The sequence below is a fragment of the Anabaena sp. EIM26 genome (assembly GCF_057568715.1).
The window spans coordinates 4,665,418-4,686,818 of sequence record NZ_CM172472.1 but is presented as its reverse complement, the minus strand read 5'-3'; the positions used below and the strand labels follow the sequence as shown (position 1 = coordinate 4,686,818).

Below are 21,401 nucleotides of genomic sequence, written 5' to 3'. Positions count from 1 at the left end.
ATTTAAACTAGCTACAAAATTCTATGCATCCCCCTGAAAATAATATTAAAGAAACTTCCACATCTTCAAAAACATGGCGTGCTTGGCAGGAAAATCTCACTTTAGTAGCGATCGCACTCACCTTAGCACTTCTGATTAGGACATTTATCGCCGAACCCCGGTTAATCCCATCAGAATCAATGTACCCCACCTTACAAACAGGCGATCGCTTAGTAGTCGAAAAAGTATCCTATCGGTTTCATCCTCCCAAAACTGGTGATATCGTCGTTTTTAAATCACCTCCCGAACTGCAACGTCGGGGATATGAAGCAAACCAAGCCTTCATTAAACGTGTCATTGGGATGCCAGGAGAAGTGATTAGTGTAGCCAAGGGAAAAGTTTACCTCAACGGTCAACCCCTACAAGAAGAATACATCGCAGAACCGCCAAATCAGCCATTTCCAGCAGTAACAGTTCCAGAAAATGAATTTTTTGTCATGGGAGACAACCGAAACGATAGTAATGACTCTCGCTACTGGGGCTTTTTACCCCAAAAAAATCTCATCGGTCGTGCAACTTTTCGCTTCTGGCCTTTAGACCGCATTGGTTTAATTTAGCTTGAACAGCAAGAAGCCCCACGTCTCACTCTTAGGAGCGTGGGATGAATTGCGAGCAAGATGACGACAGTTCTCCGACCAATGCGACAGCGAGGAAGGAGAACATGGAGAAATCGAGCAATATATTATCATTCAGGATTTTGTTGATTTTCAATATACTTTCTCAACGTTGATACAGTTACACCACCACAACTTGCAATAAAATACGAACCGTTCCAAAAAACATCTTTGTTGTAGAAAGTCTCAAGATGTTCTGCAAATTCTTGGCGTAATTTCCGGGATGACACTGACTTTAAATTATTCACAAGTTTACTCAACTCTAAGTCAGGGTGATATTGAAAAAGTAGGTGTACATGGTGATCTTCACCGTTAAACTCAACTAACTTGCAATCCCACTTAATTAATAGCTCTTCAAAGATAATATGTAAGCGTTCCAGCATTGAGTTTGTGAACGCTTTTCTTCTGTATTTTGTGGTTAAAACAAGATGAACTTTTAAGTCACTGACAGACCTGCCCTTGGAAACAAAGTCATTTTTCATAAGACTTCTGGAATATTTTGCTAAATAGGTGTATATTACAATACTAACACTGATTTAAGCAGGGAGGTTAAATAAATGCGAATCTCGTACCAGTACAGAATTAAACCAACAAAAGAGCAATCTGAAAAAATAAACAAAACGCTTGAAATGTTGCGATGTCAATATAACTACTTGCTTGCTCAAAGGTTTGACTGGTACGAGAAAAACCTATGTCCTATAGATAGATGTCCTTTAATTTGTCATTTACCTGAACTTGCAGATAAACCCAACTATTACAGCCAAAAAGCATCATTGACTCAACTCAAAATAGATAGACCTTGGTATAAAGAGATTCACTCTCAATTATTACAAGAAGTCCCTAAAAAAGTTGAAATCACTTTTGATAGATGGTTAAAAGGTGATAGCAATGGGAAGAAGTCAGGTAGACCACGATTTAAAGGGATTGGTCAATACAAAACATTTACCTATCCTCAATTCAAGCGCCATCACTTCTCAGGTGATAAAATTACGCTTTCAAAGATTGGTGATGTAAAAGTAATTGTTCATCGTCAAATACCTGACGGGTTCGATATAAAAACTGTATCTGTGACTAAAAAATCAGATGGTTATTATGTCACATTAAGTCTCGATGATCAAACAGTTCCAACAGTTAAACCTGATTTTGACGTGGATAATATTGTTGGTATTGATGTCGGGCTGATTGATTTTTTTGTTACTTCTGATAACGAAAGAATTTCAGCACCAAAGTTTTTACGCAAAGCTGAACGTAGACTAAAATCAGCACAGCGTAAAGTATCTAGAAGAAAGAAAGGTTCTAATCGTCGTAAAAAAGCGATTAAAAAACTAGGCAAGCAACATAAAAAAGTTGCAGACACCAGAAAAGATTTTCACTTTAAAACAGCTAAATCACTTCTAGATAAATATGACGTGGTAGCTCTTGAAAAATTGAATATCAAAGGACTTGCTAAATCAAGACTGGCTAAAAGTGTAAATGATGCTGGATGGGGACAGTTTATAACCATACTTTCAAACAAAGCCGAAAATGCTGGCTTGAAAGTAATAGCTGTAAGTCCTAACGGTACTAGCCAAGAATGTTCTAGCTGTGGTCATAAAGTTAAAAAGCCACTATCTCAAAGGATGCATAACTGTCCTGTTTGCCATACAAGTATTTGCAGGGACTTAAATGCAGCCATAAACATAAAGAACCGTGGGGCACACGGTCTTAAAGCTCAGGTAATGTCCTCACAGAGGAGTCACTGAGAAGCCCACACTCACCTGAAAGGGAGTGTGTGGAGTATGTCACGTATTGGTAACTGAGGTGATGGAGAAATGAGGAAAAATCTATCTTTCTCCCTCCGAACTCCGAACTCCGAACTCCGAACTCCTGACTCCTGACTCCTGACTCCTGACTCCGAACTCCTGACTCCGAACTCCGAACTCCGAACTCCTGACTCCTGACTCCTGACTCCTGACTCCAAACTCCGAACTCCTAATCCCTGCCTAAAACCGCAGATAATACATTAATTGAGCGATCGCATCCCCAGATAATTCTAGTCGTTGCTGAAAATCAACCAGATTCCGGTAAGGCCCCCCAGCGAGGCGATTTTGTACCACCGCTTGGGCTAAAGATAAATTTATAAAAGGAATTTTTGCCAGACTTTCTGCCGTTGCTATATTTGGGTTAATTAAATAAGTTGGCTGATCTATAGATTCATCGTCATAATAACTAAAATTTAGCAGTGGTTTCAGTGGCTGCACACGCTGTACTGGCACACACAAAGCCGCTGCAATATCTTCAATGCAATAGAACCTCACACCAGAACGAGAAAGTTCGACAAGCGATCGCCCTTGATGAATAGACAACCCCGGTAAACGTAGCCAATCATCAACCGTTGCTTGATTAGCATCAATACGCATTCCCAACTGTGCAGCCATCTCAATTTCTTCCCCAGATTGTAAACGATAGTAGGGATCATTCAGCAGCTTAACGCGGAGTTTTTGCAATTTCAGATTGATAGGTAACCAGTTATTCATTATAATTGCTTGCGTCAAGAAATCTGGTCTAGCATCTGGCGACGTTTTTGCTCAAATTCATACTCAGAAATTAAACCATCTTGGCGGAGAGCATCTAACTCACGGAGAGCATTAGCTATTGATTCTACTTGATTACTAACCTGTTGTGAAGCTTTAGCTGTTGACTTACCGAAATTAAAATTCCGGTTAAAAGCTTCTTCATCTTGAGCTAAATACCAAACTCCCTCAATAGCACTAGCTACCTTAGGAATTGGTGTCCAAGACAACAAAACATACAGAATTCCCCAGAATGGTTGTCCCAGGTAGAATTTATGTAATCCTGAGATTGTAAGTGTACCAGAAAAGGCTAAGATAGCGGCAATACTTCGGTTTTTATGTTTAGTTAACATTATCGTTATCAATCTCCAAATCCTATAATTTCTAAGATAAGACAGCCATATTAGCAAACCTCATTAATAAATTCAGTTTGGTCTAGTTTAGATGCAAAATATATACAGCAGAATTCAGGAGTCAGGAGTCGGAAGAGTTGTGAGTACCAAGTACCGAGTACCGAGTGCTTGACTCTCCTTTTTACTCATTACTCGTTACTCATCGGTCTGTACTAGCTTGGTGTCTGGCTTTGAATTTAGATTCCATACCTCATTGATCTGCTATCCGCTATATCTAAATCTATTGTAGGCATTAATTGTGATCTCTATCAGCTATCCCTGACGTACTAGGCACATTAAAAATACCTAACTACAGATAGAATAATTAAACGCTTTGTAGTAATTCACCCGATTAACAAAAACTCTGCATTTAGCTTTGATAATACCTTAAAGCTCTTATTTGCAAATATTAAAATGATGTCACAGAACTCCCTGCCACCAGAAGTACTTGAATTACTGATTGACCCCTATGCTGTATTGGGAGTTTCTGTGAATGCTGATGAGCGGCAAATTCTTAAGCGCTATCATGCTTTGGCAAAACAGCTACATCCTGATAACTATATAAACAGGGATGACCCAGACCACGAATTAGCCACAATAGTATTTACGAGATTGATTAACCCAGCTTATCAGCAATTAAAACAGGTAAAAACAAGGTTCAAAATACTAGGAGAGTTGCGATTAAAAGCCGTATCCTTGGATCAAAAAACAATTTTAGAACTTCAATCTGCCATCAATTTGCAAATCATGCCACTGTCTCTACAAGAGACTAATGTTGTTTATGAACAAGCAATAGCTGCTTATGCAGACAAGCAATATCAATCGCTTCAAAAAGTACATCAAGTAACTCAATATCTCCTGAAACTGAATTTAGTTTACTTATCATTGCACAAAAAAAATAGCTTCCAAGCACCACCATTGCCAACAATATCAACATCCACCGCATCCGTCTCTATTGTCCCTCGACCAAGCATTCAAAAAGTCGAAATTAAATTACCTAAAAGTAAAGAAAAAGACTCTAAACCTGTTCCGATAAATTACGCGCAACGTCATTATGAACGAGCCGTTGAATATGGACAGCAGGCAAAATGGGCATTAGCTGTACAAGAACTGCGTGACGCTATTAAACTAGAGCCAAATAATAGTGATCATTATGCTTTATTAGGTGTAATACACTTCCAACAGAACTTCCCAGGAATGGCTAAAGTTTATATACGTCAATCCTTAAAACTCAACCCAAAGCAACCACTAGCTTTAAAATACGCTGGAATACTCAAAATTCAAAATTCTGAAGAAGAGACTAGTCCTAAATCAATTGGAAAAGCTTTGAGTCTAGCTGCTTTATTAAGTCGGTTTATATCTGGTGATCATTCATAATTAGAGGTACGAAAATCAAGGTAATTACAATATTTTATTCGAGATTTTATTCGATAGCGGGGAAACCCTACCCCTACAGGCTTGGCGATGAAAAACTGTATCTCATAACATCAGGAAGTGTTGTATGATTATTAATAAGGTAATATTTAAATATTTTTGTTTAGGAATATTAGTTACTTTGCTGACTATATTGCAAGTCAATCAAAGTGTTTCCTTCCAACTGCCTGTAGTGACAGCAGCGACTACAGAAATTACTTCCCCAACTTCATTAGTAGAAGCTGGAAAGCAAAGCTATCAATCGGAACAGTTTACAGAAGCGATCGCACTTTGGCAACAAGCCACAGAAATGTTTGCCAAAAAAGGTGATACCCTCAACCAAGCAATTGTACTCAGTAACTTAGCCTTGGCATACCAACAGTTAGGCAAGTTACAACCAGCAAACGAGGCTATATCTCAGAGTATCAATTTACTCAGTAGGAGTAAGGAAAACCCACCTTTCTCTCTCCTAGCACCAGCATTAAATATCCAAGGAAACCTGCAACTATCTCAAGGAGAAGCAGAAACGGCACTTACCACCTGGGAAAAAGCCGCTGATATGTATAAAAAAGCTGGAGATCAAACAGGAGTCAACCGCAGCTTACTGAATCAAACTCAAGCTTTGCGATCGCTGGGACTATACCCCCGTGCTAGGAAGACTTTAGAGCAAGTAACCCAAAACCTGCAAGCACAACCAGACAATATGTTAAAAGCATCTAGTTTGCTCAACTTGGGTGATACTCTGCGGGTGATGGGTGATTTAGAAAAATCCCATGAGATTTTACAACAAAGTTTAGCGATAGCTCAAAAATTAAATTCCCAACCGGAAATCGCTGTCACATTACTCAGTTTAGGCAACACTGCTTTTTCTCAACAACAAAGTGAAACCGCTTTCAATTATTATCAACAGGCAATATCTACATCCACTTCATCTATCATAAAACTCCAAGCTCAACTCAATCAATTACGTCTTTACATAAACACCAAAAAATTGGTAGCAGCTAAAGCTTTAATCCCCCAAATTCAGCCTCAAATAGAAAACTTAGTTCCCAGTCGCACCAGCGTATATACACAGGTAAATTTTGCCCAAAGTTTACAAAAAATTGCTCAAAACACTGCTCAAAAACAACTTGCTGCCAAAACTCTGGCCACAGCCGTCCAACAAGCTCAAAGTATCAGCGACACAAGGGCAGAATCTTACGCTTTAGGTTACTTGGGTGGAATGTATGAACAAAATCAACAATGGTCCGAAGCTCAAAAACTCACTGAACAAGCCTTAAATCTTTCCCAAACCAGTAATGCTGCCGAAATCAGCTATCTTTGGCAATGGCAACTAGGCAGAATTTTTCAAGCCATTGGCAACTCGGAAAAAGCTATTAGTGCATACGATACAGCAGTTAAAACCCTGGCTTATATTCGTAAAGATTTAGTTGCCGGTAATAGCAATCTTCAGTTTTCTTTTCAGGAGAGTATAGAACCTATTTATCGAGAGTTAGTTGGTTTATTACTGCAACCTACAAAAACAAAAAATACCAAAGATATTAGTCAATTGAATTTGACCAAAGCCCGTGATTTGATTGAATCTTTAAAAGTAGCAGAATTAGATAATTACTTTCGGGAAGATTGTCTCACAAGTCAGATTGCCAAAGTTGACCAAATAGATCCGCAAGCTGCAATTATATATCCGATTATTTTGAGCGATCGCTTAGAGATGATCATCTCCGTCACCAATCAACCTCTACGTCACTATACTACAACTATCCCCCAAGCCGAACTAGAGAAAATTTTACTAGAAATGCGATCGTCCCTGAGACCCAACTTAGGAAATAAACAACGTCTAGCGATCGCTCAAAAAGTATACAATTTGCTCATCCGCCCCACAGAAGCAGATTTAGCCACCAGTGACATCAAAACCCTAGTATTTGTCCTCGATGGCGTGATGAAAAACCTGCCAATGGCAGCACTTCACGACGGAAAGCAATATCTAGTAGAAAAATACAGCCTAGCTCAAACACCGGGTTTACAACTACTTTCTCCCCAACCCCTACAACAACAACCCCTCAAAATACTAGTTGGTGCTATCAGCGAAGCCAGACAAGGTTTTTCCTCATTACCTGGAGTAGGTGTAGAAATTAAAGGTATCACTTCAGAAATTCCCACTCAAGTCCTATTTAATCAAACATTCACCAGCACAGATATCCAAAATCTTATCCGTGCAACACCCTTCCCCATAGTTCATCTTGCTACCCACGGTCAATTTAGTTCCAATGCACAAGATACCTTTATTCTCACCTGGGATAATCGTCTTAACGTCAAAGATTTAGGCGAACTACTGCAAACAAGAGAACAAGATACCAATAATCCCATTGAATTATTAGTTCTTAGCGCCTGTCAAACCGCCCAAGGAGATAACCGCGCCCCACTAGGAATAGCAGGTGTAGCCGTTCGTTCAGGCGCACGTAGTACTCTAGCAACACTATGGTCTGTAGATGATAAATCTGCCGCTGAATTTATGGTGGAATTTTACCGCCAATTAGCCAAATCTAAAGTCACAAAAGCTGAAGCTATCCGTCTTGCTCAATTAAAACTACTCAACCAGCCAGAATACAGAAATCCCTTCTACTGGGCCCCATTTGTGCTGTTAGGAAATTGGCTTTGAAGAAGGCAGAGAAGAATAACTTTCTATCTATTTATTACCAACCCTAACAGATATGATAAGTGGTCAACCGGACATAATATTACGTTTGAGTTTTTACCTTTGGGCATTACTCATTTCTCCTTTGATTGCTAAAAATGCGATCGCCCAAATAATTCCTGACAATACCCTCCCAATTAACTCTCAGGTACAACCGGGATGTAAAATCTGTCAAATTAACGGTGGAACAGTCAGAGGTGTAAATCTATTTCACAGTTTCCAAGAATTTTCCGTACCTACAAACGGACAAGCCTTATTTAATCACAGCTTAGAAATTCAAAATATCCTTACACGAGTTACAGGTAACAGCATCTCTAATATTGATGGATTAATTCGCACAAATGGTAGTGCTAACCTGTTTTTAATCAACCCCAACGGCATTATTTTTGGTGCAAATGCTTCTTTAAAAATTGGTGGTTCATTCACAGCTACCACAGTTAACAGTTTAAAGTTCTTCGATGGTAGTGAATTTAGCGCTACCCATCCCCAAGCACCACCATTATTAACACTCAATATTAAGCCTGGTTTGCAATATGGTGAAAGTCCCACAGGTGCAAAAATTACAAATCTGGGCAATCTCTCAGTAGGGCGAGACTTTGACCTAGTAACAGATCAACTAGATCTACAAGGAGAATTGAACGCTGCAAATAACCTGACACTCCAGGCAACCGCAAACCTGCAAATGCACAATAGCATCATCACTGCCGCTGGTGGAAACCTAAATATTGATGCTGGAGAACTAAACCTCATCAATACAACCATCAACAGCAAGACTAGTAGCAGCGGTGGAGAAATGGCTATCCACATCAGAGACTCTGCCACCTTGATAAATTCCATTCTGCGGATGCAAAGTAAGATCGGTCAAACCCCTGGTAATATCAGCATAGAAGCTAATCAGGTGACAATTAAAGATCAGTCATTAATATCTGCTGATCAGCAAGGCAGTATTACCATCAGTGCTAATAGATTATCCCTTGACAACCAAGCTCAAATTACAGCAAATACAGTATCAGAAATTAGCGGCGATATTCAGCTACTAAACTTAAAATCTTTGCAGTTAACTAATAATAGCTCTATCTCATCTTTGACAATTAATGGCGAAGCTGGAGATCTAACTATTCATGCCAGTGATTTTATTCAGCTTGATAGTGGCAGCCTGCTGGCATCTGGAGCCGTTGGTGAAGGAAATGCTGGCAATATCAGTATTACCACCAGACAATTAACCATGAATAATGGAGCAAAGGTCAACGTCAGTAGTGTAAAAAATGCAGGTCAAGTATTCTTAATAGCCGATACCGTCACTCTCGATCATCAAGCCAGCATTGATGCTAATACATTCTCCGGCATTGGTGGAGAGATCACACTGCAAGATTTAAAATCCTTACAATTGAGTAATAACAGTGCCATATCTGCTTCCACAGTTAACGGCGAAGCTGGAGATCTAACTATTAATGCCAGTGATTTTATCAAGTTTGATAGTGGTAGCCGTCTGGTATCTGAAGCTGTTGGTGCAGGGAATGCTGGGTTTATAGATATTACTACCGGACAATTCACCATGAGCAATGGAGCGGATATAAACGTTAATAGTCAAGGTAATATTGCAGGCTATTTGCGTCTTTCTGCTGATACCGTCACTCTTGATGACGCGAGAATAGAAGCCAATACAGGATCTGGTATTGGTGGTGACATCCAATTAGTAGATTTAAAATCTTTGCAATTGAGTAATAACAGTTTTATTTCAGCTTCCACAGAGGATGGTGAAGCAGGAGATATTACCATTAATGCTAGTGATTTTATTAAGCTAAATAGTGGAAGTAGTTTGGCTTCTGGCAGTCCTGGTCAGGGTAATGCAGGCTTCATAGATATTACCACTGGACAATTCACCATGACAGATGGCGCACGAGTAACTGTTAGCAGTAAAGATAATACAGGTGGTTATTTACGTTTGACGGCGAATAGTGTAAATCTTGATAACCAATCCCAAATCACTGGGGAAACAGCATCTGGTATTGGTGGTGATATCGAATTACTGGACTTAAAATCTTTACAGTTAAGTAACAACAGTTATATCTCCGCTTCCACAATTGATGGTGAGGCAGGAGATGTAACTATTCAAGCTAGTGATTTGATCAAGCTCGATAGCGGTAGCCGTTTAGCATCTCAAGCAGCAGATCAGGGTAATGCAGGATTTGTAGATATCACCACTGGGCAACTTAGCATCAATAACGGAGCAAGAGTAACCGTTAGTAGTAAAAATGGTATAGGGGGGTACTTAGAAATCTTAGCTAATACTGTGACTCTTGATCACGAATCCCAAATCATTGGAGAAACAGCATCAGGTATTGGTGGTGATATTCGATTGCTAGACTTACAATCCTTACAGTTAAGTAACAACAGTTCTATTTCAGCTTCCACAGATAGTGGTGAAGCAGGAGATGTAACTATTAATGCTAATGATTTTATTAAGCTCGATAGTGATAGCCGCATAGCATCTGAAGTCACAGGTGAAGGTGATGCAGGATATGTAGATATCACAACTGGACAATTCACTATTATAAATAAATCAATTGTTACAGTTAGTAGCCCTTCAGGACTGGCTGGGTATCTCGCCATAACAGCAAATAATCTGTTTCTTAATCAAGGATTTTTAGCAGCAGAAACAGGAGTTGGAGAAGGTGGAGATAACGCTACTATTAATTTGTTTGTACAAGATTTATTGCTGATGAAGAACAATACCCAGATTTCAGCACAAGCTTTTGGTACTGCTCAAGGTGGTAACATTTTTATTAATGCTCAAAGTGGGTTTGTTGTAGCGTTGCCTTTTGAAAATAGTGATATTACTGCTAATGCTGATCAAGGTAACGGTGGAAATATCAACATCACTACACAAGGAATTTTCGGGACAGAGTATCGTTTACAAAGTACGCCAAAAAGTGATATCACTGCCAGTTCCCAGTTTGGTCTTAACGGTGATGTTAGCATCAATGTTTTGAGTATTGACCCCTCTCAGGGATTATTATCTTTACCTACGAGTCTTGTTGATGTCTCTAATCAGATTGCTCAAGGGTGTGCTGTGGGTAGCAAATTAGCCAGTAGTGAAAATAAATTTACTGTAGTTGGTAGAGGTGGTATCCCATCTAGTCCCAATGATTTATTGACAGGGACAACAGCTTTAGTTGAGTTGGTTGATTTAGTACCTAGTCAGAAAAATCAAGAACATCTTAAACCCATTGGTGTTGATAGTAGTTCAGCAACGGAGATGATGGAAGCACAAGGATGGGTTTTTGATCTCAATGGTCAAGTTCATTTGGTTGCTAAGTCAGAAAATACTCTCCCTCACAGTCCTGTTTTATCTCCCGCTTTTTGTTCTACACCTTAATAGTTCAAAAAGGATTATATCGTAAAGAAAAATACAAGCCATTTTCTTGCCATGTTCCTGGTTGTGTATCAACTGATATTAAAGGAATTCCCCAGTCCAGACGAGCGGTAAGATTGTTCTGTGTCCATTGCCAACCTATTCCTGCCGCAGCTAAGGTATTCGGTGTGGGATTGTCTGTACCTGAATTATTCCAGCCGACACCGAAATCAATAAAGGGGATGACCTGTAACATACCATTCATTTTGGGTAAGCGCAGAATGGGGATGAGAACTTCAGCAGAAACCAAAGTTCCGTTATCTGTGAGTAAATAATCTTGACGATAGCCACGCACACTCTCTTGACCACCCAAGCCAAATTGTTCTAAAGGCAGCAATGCTCTTGAGGCTAATTGTGTATTAGCACGGAATAAAATTAAGGTATCAGGAGCTAGAAGCCTTGCCCATTGAGCTTGCCCCTGCCAAGAAAAAAAGCGTCCATCAGGGGCAGATGTATTAATTGTAGGATTTAAGAAATCAATTCCTAGATTGAATTGCGATCGCACTGCAATTACTTGATAGCTGTTGCGAGTAGTCCATTCTTGAAAAAAGCGCAACGCAGATAACCTTGTGCGTCCTTCTTCATCTGCTCCCACCGAGGGGAAAGGAATCCGATCACCGGGGATATAAGAAGCTTCACTTTCCCGTCGAGAACCTGTCAAACCAAGAGTAAATTCCTGTGTGGGAGTTTGAATTATGGGTTGACGAAATGTGAGTTCATAGGAACGGGAAGAGGACTGAATATCCAGGACATTGAAAGGATGTTCAATCACATTGCTGGCTGTATTACTAAAGCTAAAAGCTATAGTTCCATTGCGAGAATTAACAGGTAATGTATAGGTGGCATCAAGAGAATTACTACCATCTGTATTGCTGTAAGTCAGGCTCAGAGAGTCTCCCCAGCCTAGTAAATTACCCTCAGAGACATTTAATCTGCGACGAAAACTACCCACACTAGGCGATCGCCCATTATCTAAGGTAATTTGGGAATGGAACGTTTTCGCCTCATTAATCTTCACTTGCAATATATTAGTACCAGTCCGAGAACCAGCAGACAGTTCCGCAGACAAGTTCTCAATCAAAGGATTAAGTTGCAACAATCGCAGCGCCTCCAGCAACCGCTCCCTATTTACAGGTGCTTTTGTAGCTATTGCTAAACGACTACGTATATAATTGGGATTCAGTCGCCCCGTACCAACTATTTCTATGTTTTCTAATTTCCCTTCAATTACCTGAATTTTAATCACACCAGATTGGATAGTTTGTGGTGGAATATACGCACCAGAAGTTATATAACCATTCTTAATATATAAATCAGTAATTTGAGAACGAGCTTGAAACACCTCAGCCAGCGAAATCGGTCGTTTAGTAAATTCGGCAGTAACTTGAGCTAACTCCTCGGCACTAAATACCGTACTACCAATCACTTCAAACCGTTCAACAACAATAGTTGCAGGCGAATTATTAGGAAATTGTTCTGGCTGTGGGGTAATTTGCTCAGTAGGTGGAAATAGTTCTGCTGGTGGGGGTAGTGGTTGTGGTATTTCCGGTGCTTGAAATGGGGAAGGTGAAGGTGGTTGTAAATCTTGAGGGAGTGGAATTTGTTGGGATAAGAAGGTATCACCCTTTGATGTTGGTTCAGTTTCTATAGTCTGCGCTTTCAGAGGTCGGGACATTACACTATCAAGCGATACAAGTATACTTAACAGCAAGTAATACAACGCAGTTCTTAAGTAGTACATATTATAATATTTTGCTCTCCATCAGATAAAATAATACTTCTCAGAAGGGTGATTTTAAAGATTACACTGATAAATTTATTACAAAGATTATTTCTATGATGAATAGTGAGAGGATATTTGCAAAGTCATGCTGTAGTTTACTTCCCGCAGGGTAAGTATTGCAGCCTAGAGAATAATCTCCGACTAATCACTCAAACCCTAGATTTTATAGCTTACGTATCCCGTAAGGGATACAGAATAACAAATTATACCTTTTCTAACTTTTCAGACATCCTCTTAGAGCGATCGCTTCTCTTTCGTTTTATGTTTAACCTGTTTAACCATTTATCATGCCTAAAAATTGATATTTTTTTCATTTTCAGGTTTGATATTGTTTGTGCTACCTCTTCCAGATATTCATTAAGATTCAAGCCATGAGCCTCTGCTATTTTTTTGAGTGTATCTACTTTAGGAATTTCTCCTTTCTGGTGTTGAAAGAAAAGATGTGAGGAAAACCCTACTGCCTAACTGCCAACAGCCGCTTGGATGGATTTGTTAGACTGATAACACACCAGGATTTTTCAGTCACAACGCCAGCAGACGAGGCAATTCATGCTTACAAATACCCTACTTCTCTCGAACCAACTCCCCTCCCTCCAGTATTCATCCACCTCAGAACGATTTGATGAAACCTGGGAAGCACCACTGGCAACCCTTTTAGGACTAGGACGCGCCGCTGGTGCAGATTTTATCGAATTCTATTTAGAACGTCGTAACTACATCAGTTGTCTAGCAGAAGACGACACCATCACCAGCATTTCACCCAGTTTAGCCACAGGTGCAGGAGTTAGAGTATTTCGTGGCAAAGCTGACTGCTACGTCAGCACCAATAACCTCACATTTTCCGGGTTAAAAGCAGCTTTAGAAAAAGGTCTTTCTATCTTAGGATTACAACTACCTACAGCTAATGCTTTCATACCCGAAATTAACCTCGAATTACTAAGAGACTACGCCACCAAACGCGGCAAAGATGGCTGGCTACCTCTATGTAGTTCCATCCGCGAAATGGGAGAAGTTCTCCTTGATGGTACTGCCCAACTCCACAAAAAAGCTACCCACGTCCAATCACGCCGTGCTTCCTATTTCCGTGACTGGCAAGAAGTCTTAGTTGCTGCCAGTGATGGTACATTTGCCCGTGATATTCGTCTCACTCAATCAGTAGGATTTAATCTTCTCTGTGCTGACGGTGCTAACCGTGCCTCCATTGCCGAACGTGCAGGTAACACCAGTGATGCTAACTTCCTGAGAACCTGGGATTATCAACAAGCATCTGAACAAATCGCCGAATCAGCCGGTAAAATGCTTTATGCAGATTACGTAGAATCAGGAACTTACCCCATCATCATGGCCAATCACTTTGGCGGCGTAATTTTCCATGAAGCTTGCGGACACCTGTTAGAAACTACCCAAATTGAACGCAACACCACACCCTTTGCTGATAAAAAAGGCGAAAAAATTGCCCATGAAAGTTTAACAGCTTGGGATGAAGGACGCGCTGATAATGCCTTCGGTACAATTGATATGGATGACGAAGGAATGCCAGCCCAAAGAACATTATTAATTGAAAAAGGTGTTCTCAAAAACTTCTTAGCTGACAGAACCGGTTCAGTTCGTACCGGACATCCGAGAACAGGCAGTGGCCGCCGTCAAAATTACACTTTTGCTGCCGCTAGTCGGATGCGAAATACTTATATTGATACAGGCGAATACACCAACGAAGATTTATTTGCCTCTGTAGATAAAGGTATTTACTGTAAAAAAATGGGTGGTGGTAGTGTTGGTGCTACAGGTCAATTTAACTTTAGTGTTGATGAAGCTTATTTAATAGAAAATGGCAAACTTACTAAACCGCTAAAAGGAGCTACCTTGATTGGTGAAGCTAAGGAAATTATGAATAAAATTTCTATGTGTTCCCAAGATTTAGAACTTGCACCTGGTTTTTGTGGTTCTGTTAGTGGCAGCATTTACACTACAGTTGGACAACCTCATATTAAGGTTGATTCTATTACTGTTGGTGGACGATAAAGAATTTTAGATTTTGGATTTTGGATTTTGGATTGTGAATGAGCAACAGTTTAAGACCAGAACCAAACAACTTGCATTAAGAGTTATTCGTCTAGTTGAATCATTACCAACAACTAAAACTGGTGATGTTATTGGTAAACAGTTGTTACGCTCTGCAACTTCTGTAGGTGCTAATTATAGATCAGCTTGTCGCGCTAAGTCTACGGCTGACTTGATTGCCAAACTTAGTATTGTAGAAGAAGAAGCTGATGAAACTCTTTACTGGTTAGAACTACTGATTGAATCAGAGTTAATAACAGTGGAGAAACTTAAAAATTTAATGCAAGAAACTAGTGAAATTCTAGCTATGACAGTTGCTTCAATAAAAACTCTGCGGCAAAAACCAAAATGATAACATCCAAATTCCAAAATCTAATTTCTAAAACAGTTTTTTCAAATCCAAAATCTAAAATCTAAAATCCAAAATTGAGTGACCATGACAAAAATACAAGAAATTGCAACTTACGCTCAAGAAAATGCCGCTAAACTGGGCATTAAAAAGTTTGATATTTACGGTTCAACTGTAGATGATACGAGCGTTCAAGTTGACCAAGGTGAACCGAAACAAGTTAAGGCTTCTAATCGTTCTGGTGTAATTGTTAGAGTCTGGAACGAAGAGAATACAATGGGTGTGACTAGCACCACGGATGTAGATCCTCTGGGATTAGAATTGGCTTTGAAAACAGCTTATGAAGCTAGTTTTTTTGGAGTGAAGGAAAACATCCCTGATTTTAGTCCAGAAGCAACTGTTCCTATTGCTAATCCACGTCACGAAAAAGCACCCCAAGCTCCAGTTTCTGAACTGATAGAGAAATTATTAGTAGCTGAGAAAGAACTTCTATCTACTCATCCTGCTATTACAAGTGTGCCTTATAATGGTTTGGCACAAAGGGATAGTGACAGGTTTTATGTTAATAGTGATGGTGCTGTGAGGACAGAATCTCATTCTTTAGCTACAGTTTATCTTTACACCAAAACTGAGGAAGAAAATAAGAAACCACGCAGTGCAGGTGCTTATCGAGTTAAGGAAAGTTTAGCTGAGTTAGATATTGCTGGTTGTATTAAGGAAACGGCTGAGAAAACTATCAGTCATTTGAATTATGAGAAAATCAAAACTGGTAAATATCGAGTTGTTTTCTCACCTGAAGCTTTCTTGAGTTTATTGGGTGCTTTTTCTAATTTATTCAACGCTCAAAGCATTCTGGACAATCAAAGTTTATCTAAAGCTGAAGATATAGGTAAACAACTAGCTTCACCTTTACTTTCAGTTTATGATGATGCTTTACATCCAGCAAATGTTGGTGCAGAAACTTTTGATGGTGAAGGTACTCCTACCCGTCAGGTAAAGTTGATAGAAAATGGTGTTTTAACCAGCTTTCTCCACAGTGCGGGAACTGCTAAAAGGTTCAATACTACACCTACAGGTAATGCTAGTATTGGTGCAAAAGTGAGTGTAAGTCCCAATTTTTATCACGTTTTTGCAGCCGGGACAACTGAGCAAGAATTGAGTTTAGAAACTGCGGAAAATGTAATTTTAATTGATGATTTACAAGCTCTCCATGCTGGTGTTAAATCCTTGCAAGGTTCGTTTTCTTTACCTTTTGATGGTTGGTTAATTAACAAAGGTGAAAAAACCAGCATTGAGTCGGCAACTGTTGCTGGCGATTTCTTGGAAGTCTTACAGTCAATTGTTTATGTAGAGAAAGAGGTGGAGTTAACGCCAGGGGGAGTTTGTCCCAGAGTTTGGGTGAGTGAACTTTCTATTACTGGTGAGTAAAATTGTAAGAATTCAGGAGTCAGAAGTCAGGAGTCAGGAGGAAGAAGAATATTTTTCTCTTCTGTTAAGAGTTTCCTGCTATATCAAATATTCTGTATCCTGAATCCTTACATAAAATTTATACCAATTCTCTGTGAGGTTGCGCCCAATAAATTTTGTAGAGACTAGGACTAGCCCTTTCAAGGTGACTAACGAATATACCTTGTTTCATTGATTCAATCTTGAATCTTCCTATCAGATTTTGGTTTTTCTAAAGGTTGCAACTACCAATCTTCGTTCTAAATTTCACCACATTGAAAGGGCTAGTCCTATTGAATATTTTGTATCTGGAAGTCCCTTAAACTGTTGCTGTAATGTCTGTAAGTTTTGGTTTTTCTTGACAACCAATACCCATAACCAATAATCCAGGCCAATATAAATAAACTAATATCTCTAAATTTTCACCAAATGTATAGAGAAAAAGAATCATCACAATACTCAAGCCAACTTTTGCAGTTTGTCGTCTACTGTCCATTGACTTAATTAACAAATCAACAAAACTGAAAGCTAATGGACCGGCTAAAGCCATAAAACCAATAATTCCCTTCACAAATAATAAACCTGCCCAGCTATGGTGTGAACCAATGGGCATATGCTCAACAATGTGAGGGCCTTCTTCAACAACACCATGTCCCCACATTGGAGCTTCAGTTTTCCAGCGATATATAGCAATATCTTTTAAAGCCATGCGTACTCTTGTAGATCCGGCTCTTGCGCCCTTGAAACCTTCCCAAAAATTATCAAGGGCCACAATGATTGATGGGGAGAAAATGCCACTCAGGTAACTAACAAAACCCAGTCCAATTAGCATTTTTGGCCGAGCTAAACCAGAGAAAACTTTTGTAAATAAGGGGATGAGAACGATGCAAACCTGAGCCATACGGGATTTACAAACAAAACACATGATTACTGATCCGGCTAGTCCTAACCTGCGCCATTTTTTATTTTTTTCTTGCAAGGCCAGCATAAAGTTAACATTGCCAACAAAACCTAATGCTGGGCCCCAAGGAGTAAATAGCCGCCAACGTAAATCGCCTGTGCTGCCATCAATTTCATAGAGAGGCACATCAAAGAATTCATTACCTGGTCCCCCTACGGCTTTGAGTGGTGAGACATAGAGAACTTGGGGTAGGTGCAAAGAGGGTGCTAACAGTAAAAAAGGGATAATCAACAGGGTATGAAAACCCACAATACACACGGCTCGATAAATTATCTGGGGGCGGATTTTTAAACATCCTGCTAAGGGATACAGAGCCAATGCAGCCCAACCTTTAGCCCAGCCAATGGAGGATTTAATGATTAAACCTGTTGGTAAGTTGTAGTCGAGATGTCCCGCTATCAATGCCACTTCCATCATCAGCATTCCTGCTATCCAAATCCACAAAGACCAGGGGATGACGATTTTTTCGTCGTCTGGGGTGTTTTCAGTTTGCGCTAGGACTTTAATTAGTAAAAATATTAGCAGTAGCCAACCCAGGAGAGCGCCGACAACATAAAGCCCGCCGAAAAGCCAGATAAAATAGGTGTTAGCGATCGCCCACCAGACAACTTTTTCTGGCACATTCTCTGGTTTAATATCATCTTTTTTGGTCTGTTTTAACATTAATTTCCTTTGAGGGGTCAGGAGTTAGGAGAACAGAAAGAAAGACCATAGGATTCCTAAGTAATAGTATCAATTGTATGACATATTTACGCAAGGATTGACAAAGGATAAAAAATATATCCATTTGCTATTGATGCGATCGCACTTTTATCATATAGTTTTTAGTTATAAACCCCTTCCAAGTTGAAATCCATAGTTTTTTCTATGGCGAAAACTCAATTTTTCAAGATGGATGAGGTTTATATTGACTGGACTCTTCCAAGGATACAGCCAAGACCTAATTTATCAAAGAAGTTAGATATCTGAGGCAGATACAGCTTAGTTATGAATAGGAAAGAATGGTAATAATAAGAAATATAGAATGTTAAAAACAAGCAATCACTAAGTTTCCGCATTTACTAGGAACGAATTTAAAGAGGAAATATATGAGTAAGCGCATAGTAATTTTTAATCATAAAGGTGGAGTGAGCAAAACCACTTCTATATACAATATTGGATGGATGCTATCAAAAAATAACAACGTTTTAGTTGTAGACGCTGATCCACAATGCAACTTATCAAGTTTAATTCTCGGTGATGATTTCGAGAAATATTATTTGGAAGATGCTACTAAAGAGCAAAATATTAAAGATGGAGTTCAGGTTGCTTTTAGTGGAAAACCATCTCCTATTCAAGCTGTGGATTGTTTTTCACCACCAAGAGCCTCATCCCTATATCTACTTGCAGGACACGCTAATCTGTCAGAATATGATGCTGCATTGACATTTGCCCAAACCTCAAATAATGCCATAACAACTTTGCAAAATTTACCTGGTGCATTTTCTGAATTAATGAAACTTACTGAAGAAAAATATTCTATTGACTATACATTAATAGATTTAAATCCAGGACTAAGTGCAATTAATCAAAACTTATTTTTATCATCTCATGCTTTTATAGTACCGACAAATCCAGATCCATTTTCAGTTATGGCCATCAATACTTTAACAAATATTTTACCAAAATGGGTTTCATGGAAAAAAAATGCTGTGCAATTATTTGCTGACTCTGCATACCCATTATCAGAAGGAGAACCTAAATTTATTGGAAGCTTAATTCAGCGATTTAATGTTCGTAAAGGACGGGCTGCGAAACCTTATAGAGATAATATTGATGAAATTAAAAAGCAAATAAAAGATAAATTTTTTCACGCTATTCTCAAGGTAGGAATGACACTGGATTCTAAAGAGTACGAACCTGAATTCATTAATAATAGTTATTGCCTTGCTGAGATCCCAGATTTTCAAGGTTTATTACCTAAGTCACTTCAAGCAGGTGTACCTGTTTTTGAGTTATCAGATGCGGAAATGCTTGAAACTGGTCCTATTTTAGATGGGATGATAACCAGAAGAGACGATTTTTACAAACAATTCCAATCTATCAATAATAAATTAATTGAATTATTAGGTTATGTATAGAGCCTTAACGCTTTTTAAAGCGAATATACCAGACGCTAAAAATCTAACTTCACTGTATGAATATTTAGAAAGCTCTATAAGATCACCATTCCCTTTTGATGATTTATTAAAAGCTCAAATAGTTTATTCTGTAAGTGCTTTTGATAAACTCATCCATGATGTTATTCGCATAGGGATGATGGAAATTTTTACAAATCAAAGGCCACCAACGCCAAAATATTTGGCAGAATCAATATCCATATATAATGAGTTAATTTCTGCAACAGTTCCTCCACAGGAATACATATTTGAACAAGCACTATTCAAAAAATTTAAAACTGTTTCCTTTCAAGAGCCTGAAAAAGTAGCTGAAGGGTTAAGCTACATTTGGGAAGAAAAACAAAAATGGCAAAAAATCGCTATAAAAATGGGTATGGATGATAGAACCGCTAAAACTACATTAAAATTAATAATAAATAGAAGAAACTCAATTGTTCATGAAGCTGATATTGATCCTTCAACTAATCAAAAATATTCAATCAGTAAAGATGAATGTCAGAGTATAACCGACTTTCTTAGTAAATGTGGAGAAGAAATAGTGGGTTTGGTTGCTATCTCTAATAGTCAACCATAGTCAGCATTCAGTTAGTTGTCAGTAGTAAGGGGAGAAATGCAATTTACAATTTTCATTTCCGATTGGGGAATGAGGTTTAGGATAATTGGTTTGATTCAGTCTCAGGTGTGAGATTGAGGTTGCGATAGATTTGCTCAATGGGAAAGCTTAAATTAATGCTTTTGAGTTCCACTGTGTCACCTGCTTGATAGTTAATAATTAACCAATCACCTGCTTCGTTTTTGTGATACAAATCCATTTCGATGCTGGTGGAACTCACTAATAAATAATCCTGTAAAACTGGATTTTTGCGGTACAGTCTAAATTTGCCACTGCGATCATAGGTTTCAGTGCTAGGTGAAAGAACTTCAACGATGAGGCAGGGATAGGTGAAATAATTTGGGGTGTTTTTGTCACGATCATCGCAGGTGACGCTGACATCTGGGTAGGTGTAGTTATTTGTGCTAACAATTTTAACTTTCAGGTCTGAGTTACCTGTTATGCAGTTACTAGCATCTAAATGGCTATCAACCATAGTCGCAAGTCGAATTGCAATGCGGCTATGATTAACGCTGCCGCCGCTCATCGCATAAACTTGACCGTTAATCAGTTCGTGTTTTTCTAGTTGCTTTTCTTCCCAAGCAAAGTATTCTTCTGGGGTAAAGTTTTCTTTAGCTGCGATCATGGGGAAATCACTCTTTAGTTAGTTTTGGTACTATTTAACGTCAGCGTAACGCACGAATTTTGAACATTAGACAAGGATTAGCAACACCGATAGAAGAATGTAATGGGGAATTAGACTGGTGAGAGGGAATTTAGTTTACACTTTTAAATTTTCCTTGATATAAAAATTCCTATTGATCATTTTCCAATAGATGAATAAAGGCTAATACTTGGTGTTGTTTCTCTGGTGACAATACCCGCACTTTTTCTACAATAGTGTTTTCAATAGTCATTTAATTCCCTTCC

Annotated in this window: 17 protein-coding genes; 10 read left to right on the top strand and 7 right to left on the bottom strand. The window is 39.0% G+C overall.

Annotation, left to right across the window (positions count from 1 at the left end; translation table 11 throughout):
- Positions 1 to 23: 23 nt before the first annotated feature.
- Positions 24 to 596, top strand: coding sequence for a signal peptidase I (gene lepB, locus AC012T_RS20215; RefSeq protein ID WP_487060513.1), 573 nt, complete (start codon positions 24 to 26; stop codon positions 594 to 596).
- A gap of 128 nt (positions 597 to 724) precedes the next feature.
- Here lepB and tnpA read toward each other — a convergent pair whose 3' ends face one another.
- The gene (gene tnpA / locus AC012T_RS20210; RefSeq protein ID WP_487060512.1) at positions 725 to 1,135 is read right to left on the bottom strand and encodes an IS200/IS605 family transposase; all 411 of its coding nucleotides are present in this window, start codon (positions 1,133 to 1,135) and stop codon (positions 725 to 727) included.
- A 75-nt stretch (positions 1,136 to 1,210) separates the two neighbouring features.
- On the opposite strand from tnpA, the gene AC012T_RS20205 reads away from it, so the two are divergent.
- Positions 1,211 to 2,395: an RNA-guided endonuclease InsQ/TnpB family protein gene (locus tag AC012T_RS20205; RefSeq protein ID WP_487060511.1), complete on the top strand. Its 1,185-nt coding sequence runs from the start codon at positions 1,211 to 1,213 to the stop codon at positions 2,393 to 2,395.
- An 11-nt stretch (positions 2,396 to 2,406) separates the two neighbouring features.
- Here AC012T_RS20205 and AC012T_RS20200 read toward each other — a convergent pair whose 3' ends face one another.
- From AC012T_RS20200 to AC012T_RS20190, 3 genes are read right to left on the bottom strand one after another with little or no spacing between them, the layout of a single operon-like run.
- Complete coding sequence (locus tag AC012T_RS20200; RefSeq protein WP_487060510.1) at positions 2,407 to 2,613, bottom strand: hypothetical protein; 207 nt, start codon at positions 2,611 to 2,613, stop codon at positions 2,407 to 2,409.
- A gap of 22 nt (positions 2,614 to 2,635) precedes the next feature.
- Positions 2,636 to 3,169, bottom strand: coding sequence for a ComEA family DNA-binding protein (locus AC012T_RS20195; protein WP_487060509.1), 534 nt, complete (start codon positions 3,167 to 3,169; stop codon positions 2,636 to 2,638).
- Positions 3,170 to 3,183: 14 nt separating this feature from the next.
- Positions 3,184 to 3,558, bottom strand: a complete 375-nt coding sequence (locus AC012T_RS20190) for an NINE protein (protein WP_015216149.1) — start codon at positions 3,556 to 3,558, stop codon at positions 3,184 to 3,186.
- 456 nt (positions 3,559 to 4,014) lie between these two features.
- On the opposite strand from AC012T_RS20190, the gene AC012T_RS20185 reads away from it, so the two are divergent.
- From AC012T_RS20185 to AC012T_RS20175, 3 genes are all read left to right on the top strand, one after another.
- Positions 4,015 to 4,974: a J domain-containing protein gene (locus tag AC012T_RS20185; RefSeq protein WP_487066674.1), complete on the top strand. Its 960-nt coding sequence runs from the start codon at positions 4,015 to 4,017 to the stop codon at positions 4,972 to 4,974.
- 124 nt (positions 4,975 to 5,098) lie between these two features.
- Positions 5,099 to 7,669: a CHAT domain-containing protein gene (locus AC012T_RS20180; RefSeq protein ID WP_487060508.1), complete on the top strand. Its 2,571-nt coding sequence runs from the start codon at positions 5,099 to 5,101 to the stop codon at positions 7,667 to 7,669.
- A 52-nt stretch (positions 7,670 to 7,721) separates the two neighbouring features.
- The gene (locus tag AC012T_RS20175; protein WP_487060507.1) at positions 7,722 to 11,084 is read left to right on the top strand and encodes a two-partner secretion domain-containing protein; all 3,363 of its coding nucleotides are present in this window, start codon (positions 7,722 to 7,724) and stop codon (positions 11,082 to 11,084) included.
- Positions 11,085 to 11,088: 4 nt separating this feature from the next.
- On the opposite strand, the gene AC012T_RS20170 is transcribed toward AC012T_RS20175, so the two are convergent.
- On the bottom strand, positions 11,089 to 12,861 hold the full coding sequence (locus tag AC012T_RS20170; RefSeq protein WP_487060506.1) for a ShlB/FhaC/HecB family hemolysin secretion/activation protein: 1,773 nt from the start codon (positions 12,859 to 12,861) through the stop codon (positions 11,089 to 11,091).
- 591 nt (positions 12,862 to 13,452) lie between these two features.
- Between AC012T_RS20170 and AC012T_RS20165 the strand changes: the two genes are divergently transcribed.
- The 3 genes from AC012T_RS20165 (at position 13,453) to AC012T_RS20155 (ending at position 16,741) form a co-directional block, all read left to right on the top strand.
- Positions 13,453 to 14,925: a TldD/PmbA family protein gene (locus tag AC012T_RS20165; protein WP_487060505.1), complete on the top strand. Its 1,473-nt coding sequence runs from the start codon at positions 13,453 to 13,455 to the stop codon at positions 14,923 to 14,925.
- A gap of 34 nt (positions 14,926 to 14,959) precedes the next feature.
- Positions 14,960 to 15,316 carry a four helix bundle protein gene (locus tag AC012T_RS20160; protein ID WP_487060504.1) on the top strand — a complete coding sequence of 119 codons (357 nt, stop codon included), beginning with the start codon at positions 14,960 to 14,962 and terminating at the stop codon, positions 15,314 to 15,316.
- 84 nt (positions 15,317 to 15,400) lie between these two features.
- Positions 15,401 to 16,741 carry a TldD/PmbA family protein gene (locus AC012T_RS20155; protein WP_487060503.1) on the top strand — a complete coding sequence of 447 codons (1,341 nt, stop codon included), beginning with the start codon at positions 15,401 to 15,403 and terminating at the stop codon, positions 16,739 to 16,741.
- Positions 16,742 to 17,078: 337 nt separating this feature from the next.
- Here AC012T_RS20155 and AC012T_RS20150 read toward each other — a convergent pair whose 3' ends face one another.
- Complete coding sequence (locus AC012T_RS20150; protein WP_487060502.1) at positions 17,079 to 18,383, bottom strand: O-antigen ligase domain-containing protein; 1,305 nt, start codon at positions 18,381 to 18,383, stop codon at positions 17,079 to 17,081.
- A 425-nt stretch (positions 18,384 to 18,808) separates the two neighbouring features.
- On the opposite strand from AC012T_RS20150, the gene AC012T_RS20145 reads away from it, so the two are divergent.
- Positions 18,809 to 19,840 (top strand): ParA family protein, encoded by a 1,032-nt coding sequence (locus tag AC012T_RS20145; RefSeq protein WP_487060501.1) that lies wholly within the window; start codon positions 18,809 to 18,811, stop codon positions 19,838 to 19,840.
- Entirely contained in the window at positions 19,833 to 20,453 is a 621-nt protein-coding gene (locus AC012T_RS20140; protein WP_487060500.1) for a HEPN domain-containing protein, read from the top strand. The genes AC012T_RS20145 and AC012T_RS20140 overlap by 8 nt, the downstream gene beginning before the upstream one ends.
- Before the next feature lie 76 nt (positions 20,454 to 20,529).
- Here AC012T_RS20140 and AC012T_RS20135 read toward each other — a convergent pair whose 3' ends face one another.
- Complete coding sequence (locus AC012T_RS20135) at positions 20,530 to 21,117, bottom strand: Uma2 family endonuclease (RefSeq protein ID WP_487060499.1); 588 nt, start codon at positions 21,115 to 21,117, stop codon at positions 20,530 to 20,532.
- Between the last annotated feature and the right edge of the window lie 284 nt (positions 21,118 to 21,401).